General features: G+C 66.4%; 2 protein-coding genes and 4 pseudogenes. 4 read left to right on the top strand and 2 right to left on the bottom strand.

Going from position 1 to position 4647, the window contains the following annotated elements:
- Positions 1-141 precede the first annotated feature (141 nt).
- Positions 142-306, top strand: a pseudogene (locus ACZ4NT_RS38725) (transposase); the annotation flags it as partial.
- Positions 307-387: 81 nt separating this feature from the next.
- Here ACZ4NT_RS38725 and ACZ4NT_RS38730 read toward each other — a convergent pair.
- Positions 388-951, bottom strand: a pseudogene (locus ACZ4NT_RS38730) (transposase); the annotation flags it as partial.
- A 28-nt stretch (positions 952-979) separates the two neighbouring features.
- On the opposite strand from ACZ4NT_RS38730, the pseudogene ACZ4NT_RS38735 reads away from it, so the two are divergent.
- Positions 980-1201: pseudogene (locus ACZ4NT_RS38735) on the top strand (transposase); the annotation flags it as partial.
- A 223-nt stretch (positions 1202-1424) separates the two neighbouring features.
- A complete protein-coding gene (locus ACZ4NT_RS38740; RefSeq protein ID WP_467730111.1) occupies positions 1425-2546 on the top strand; it encodes a transposase in 1122 nt (373 codons plus the stop codon).
- 393 nt (positions 2547-2939) lie between these two features.
- On the opposite strand, the gene ACZ4NT_RS38745 is transcribed toward ACZ4NT_RS38740, so the two are convergent.
- Positions 2940-3155 (bottom strand): helix-turn-helix domain-containing protein, encoded by a 216-nt coding sequence (locus ACZ4NT_RS38745; RefSeq protein WP_467730113.1) that lies wholly within the window; start codon positions 3153-3155, stop codon positions 2940-2942.
- A gap of 568 nt (positions 3156-3723) precedes the next feature.
- Here ACZ4NT_RS38745 and ACZ4NT_RS38750 point away from each other — a divergent pair.
- Positions 3724-4472: pseudogene (locus ACZ4NT_RS38750) on the top strand (transposase family protein).
- Positions 4473-4647: the final 175 nt, after the last annotated feature.

Below are 4647 nucleotides of genomic sequence, written 5' to 3' on the forward strand. Positions count from 1 at the left end.
GGCAACGGGGTTCACCAGGCCATGCTCGGCATCGCCCGGCTCTACAACCTGGCCCTCACCGGATAACTCACGGCCCATACGGGACAACCTCTAGGGGCGCAGTCCATGACAAGTGTCCAAGCTCATGGGGGAACTTCACTGGAGACAGAGAACGCCGTCCATCGCCGAGCCCGAGCACGGATGGAACACGCTCTGTCGCGGCTGAAGTACTGGAAGATCCTGCGGGACTGCCGACTCAAGGGCAACGGGGTTCACCAGGCCATGCTCGGCATCGCCCGACTCCACAACCCGGCCCTCACTGAATAACTCACACCCCATACGAGACAACCTCTACTCTAACCCCGGTGAAGGCCGACATGATCACTGCCTCGCAGCTGGTCGTGGCCGCTTGTTGGGCGTCGGGACATCCCGCCGCTGCTTCTTCCGGCGGGTGCGACCCGTGCGGAGCTTGCCGGGCCGGCTGCCGAGCAGGCCGGCGAACAGGGCCCGGTAGATCGTCTCCGGGCAGGCCCGGATCGGCGGTATGGGCGCGGGCGAGGAGGCGTGAGATCTGCTGGGGTGACCATTTCTCGGCGAGCTTCTCGCGGACGAGGGAGCGCAGGGGCTCACTGCCTCGAATCTTCTCCTCCTTGGGGCGCTGTACTGCGCAGGAGCCTGGTTGTGGGCCCACTAGGGCTGGTAGCCGCTGCTGGGCCCGCTGCCTCGCTTGATCTCCCGGTAGACAGTCTGGAAGCTCTTGCCGATGGAAACCGCTATGTTCTTCACATGCTGCTTCGCCTGCAGGCCGGCGGCGATGGCGATGCGGTCTTCCTTGGTGAGGAAGCGCGAGGATATCGGGCCCGGGTCTGGAACGATCACGCCGCCAGCTTCCAGGAACCACTTGGAGCCGCAGCTGGTGGACACCCCGACCACGCGGGCGGCCGCGGCCCCCTTGAAGCCGTCTCTCAGCAGCTCGAAGTACCTCTTCTTGACTCAAGCCGTCTACCCGGTGGCCTTCATCGACTGCATCAACGTGAAGATCCGCGAAGGCCAGGTCGCCAACCGGCCCATACTTATGGCTCTCGCCGTCACCGCCGAAGGCCGGCGGGAGATCCTTGGGCTGTGGGCCGGCGACGGCGGTGAGGGCGCCAAGCACTGGATGCACATCTTCACCGAGATCAAGAACCGCGGCGTGAACAACGTGCTGATGCTGGTCTGCGACTGTGAGACTGGTGGTGTTCCGCACGGGGCCGTGGCTTGACCCGGTCTGCGACTGACCATGGTGTCCTGAGCTCCGATCTGTCGGTCCGGGCTCGTGCGGAGCTCGCTGCTGCCAGACCGGTGGGTGTGTCCCGATAGGGGCCTCGAGACAGGCACCCTCACAGTCCTGACCGCCCAGCCGGCCCGGCCGTGGCCATCCGTTTCGAAGCGATCGAAAGATACGTATGACCGCCTTCAGCGTGCCGCACGACAGCGCCGTCACCCAGCCGCCCGTTGATCCGGGCGTGATCGTACTCGGCGTGGACACCCACAAAGACGTGCACGTCGCTGCCGTCATCAACACCCTCGGCGCTCTGCTGGGTACCAAGGCATTCCCCGCAACCGCGACCGGATACCACGAACTCCTTGGCTGGGCACGTTCGTTAGGTGTCATACGGCAGGCCGGCGTGGAAGGGACCGGCTCCTACGGAACCGGTCTGGCCCGGCACCTGGCCGCCCAAGGCGTCGAAGTCATCGAGGTCAACCGTCCGGACCGGGCAGCCCGGCGACGGTCGGGCAAGACCGATGCGGTCGAGGCCGAAGCCGCTGCCGAGCCGTACTCGGCGGAAGAGCCACCGGGGCGCCGAAGAGTAAGAACGGGCCAGTCGAAGAACTCCGGGTCCTCAAAGTGGTCAATGATTCCGCGGTCCGCGGCCGCGCCCAGGCCATCAACCAGCTCAAGACCCTACTGGTCAGCGCGCCGTTCCGGCTTCGGGAATCCCTCGCAGTTCTCTCAAACCCGAAGCTTTTCAAGGCGTGCTCTGCTCTGGACCCGCAAGCCGGGGCGGTCCAGCAAGGCCCTCCAACTGCTGGCCCAGCGCATCAAACAGCTCTCCGCCGAAACCACCACACTCACCAAGAAGATCGCTGCTCTCATCCAGGCGCACAACTCACAGATACTGGAGCTGACCGGCGTCGGGCCGGACAGCGCAGCCATTTTGCTCATAGCCGCAGGTGACAACCACGACCGTCTCCGCGACGAGGCTTCTTTCGCAGCTCTGTGCGGTGTCAGCCCAGTCGAACGCTCCTCCGGCAAGAATCAACGCCGCCGCCTGAACCGAGGCGGGAACCGCCAGGCCAACGCAGCCCTCTACCGCATCGTCCTCTCCCGCCTGCGCTGGGAGGAACGCACCCGTACCTACCTGCAGCGACGCACAGCGGAAGGGAAGACGAAACGCGAGGTCATCCGTCTTGCATTCGCGCCCGGAGTGACATTGCCGAGGGCGCCTTCGGCGGCTTTCCACATCGCGGGCAGAGGCGCCGGGATACGGCCGGTTTGGAGTTCAACCTGTCGGGTGGCCTGGTGAGGAGCATAGGCAGGCCGCCGATGACGGTGCCGCGCGGCGGGCGGCTTCACGACCGACTGGACAACACCGCCCGCTTTTGCGGGCCGGTGACTGCCGTCAGCTCTGCGCTGACCCAGGATCCACCTCTGCCGATCATCTGACTTAAGGTGAGCGTCGTCACAGCAGAAGAAGCGATGGGGAGGGGCAGGGGGTGGTGGGCACGGGCCGGTGATCGCCTGCCCGCATAGCGGGGCAGTGTTGTCCTGGGCGCCGCCCTGCGACGTCCGCCGCCGGACTCCCCTTCTGCTTCGGGCTCTGCGTCCGGACCGCCCCAGAGCCCGATGGGGTCTTTGTTTCCGGAGCCGCTGGCACCGAGCAGGGCCCCGCTCTTGGTGCGGTGCGGCGGCAGCGGGATCATGAAGCCGAGCCCCCTCGCGTCGTGCCACCGCGCGAGCGGAAAGTCACTCCGGCGTCGGCCAGGAGGCGATGCACCCCGGCGTAGGAACGGTCGGTCTCCTCCGCCAGAGCCCGGATCGAGGCGCCCGCCTCGTACCTCGCTTTCAGCTCTGCGGCGACTCGGTCACGCTCGGGGCCCGGTACCAGCCTGCGGGCCGGAGGCTTGCGGGTCATCAGCGGATTCCTCCCCAGTGAGAACGATGGATACCCCATGATCGCGTGGGTCGGCGGTCGGCGGCCAGTTGGGGCTGCGCGCGTGCGGCGTTATCTGGGGTACCGGTGACCCGAGAGAGGGCGAGCGCTGCGGCAATCCCGGAATGTTGACCGGGCCCGCCGACTGTGGCCGGTACATGCAGAGATGTAGTTTTTTGTTACGATCTTGCACGAATGGCGGATGGTCTTTCTGACCTCCGGCGCCTGGTGTGGCTTCGGGCAGAAGTGGCGATGTTGACGTTCGCTGCGGTGCTGATCGCCGGGGTGTGGCTGGCGGCCCTGGTCCTGATCACGGTCACGGACCGGGACGCGCTGGACCGCACTTGGGCGGTCGCGGCCTCGCTCGGCACCGCTGTACCGGTCGCCGTGGTGACCGTCGCCGTCACCGGCAGAATGTGGGCGTCACTGAGCTTCTTTCATCCTGTACTGGGGGACGAAATGGGCTGGTCAGTGGGTGTGGTGACGAGACAGGGCCCCTCGTCGTTGGCGTGGTGCTTCCACTCAGCACACCGGCGACCGAAGGGCCCTGTTGGTTGCGTATCGTGCCGTACTCGATGTCCCGCGTGCACTGGTGGAGTGGGTGACGATGCTGATCGTCACCCGTGAGCGTGACCGCAGGCGCAAGGTGCCGCCGTCCCAGCGTGCTCTGGCCGCACTGGTGTACCTGCGCAAGAACGACACGCTCACGCAGATCGCCGCAGGGGTGGGAATCAGCGTGGGCACCGCTCACGCCTACGTCCATTCTGTCGTGGCCCTTCTGGCCGACCGGGCGCCCGGCCTGACCGCGGCCCTGAGAGCCGCCGACGCCCGCTTTGTCCTGCTCGACGGGACACTCGCCGAGTGCGACCGGGTCGGCGACAGCCGCGCCGACTACTCCGGCAAGCACCGCAGGCACGGCGTGAACCTGCAGGTCATCACGGCTCCCGACGGGACGCTGGTGTGGATCTCACCTGTGCTGCCCGGCCGGACCCACGATCTGACCGCGGCCCGCCGACACCGGATCATCGCCACCTGCATCCGGCTCGGCATCCCCGTTTTGGCCGACAAGGCGCTTCAGGTAGCTGGCGACAGCGTCGCGGTACCCCGTCGCAGAAGACCAGGCAGAGACCTCACGACCGCGCAGAAGTGCTCAACCGGGCACACTCCCGGCTGCGATGGCCCCCCGAGAGAGCTATCGCCCGGATCAAGACCTGGGGCATTCTCCGCAAAGCCCGCTGCAGTCCCAACAAAATCACATCAATTCCCAGAGCCATCCTCACCCTGGAGACTCACCGCTGAAAATGCTCACTGCTCAGTGCGGCGACCGCCGGCGCAGCGATAGCCATCCTGCTCCTGCACGGCGGACCCACCCGATAACCCGCCTAGAGGTTGTCCCGTATGGGCCGTGAGTTATCCGGTGAGGGCCAGGTTGTAGAGCCGGGCGATGCCGAGCATGGCCTGGTGAACCCCGTTG

The sequence above is a fragment of the Streptomyces sp. NPDC026417 genome (assembly GCF_055567695.1).

Bases quoted from the DNA above. Each gene is read 5' to 3' on its own strand.
- ACZ4NT_RS38740 (WP_467730111.1), top strand. From the start codon at position 1,425: ATGACCGCCTTCAGCGTGCCGCACGACAGCGCCGTCACCCAGCCGCCC.
- ACZ4NT_RS38745 (WP_467730113.1), bottom strand. From the start codon at position 3,155: ATGACCCGCAAGCCTCCGGCCCGCAGGCTGGTACCGGGCCCCGAGCGT.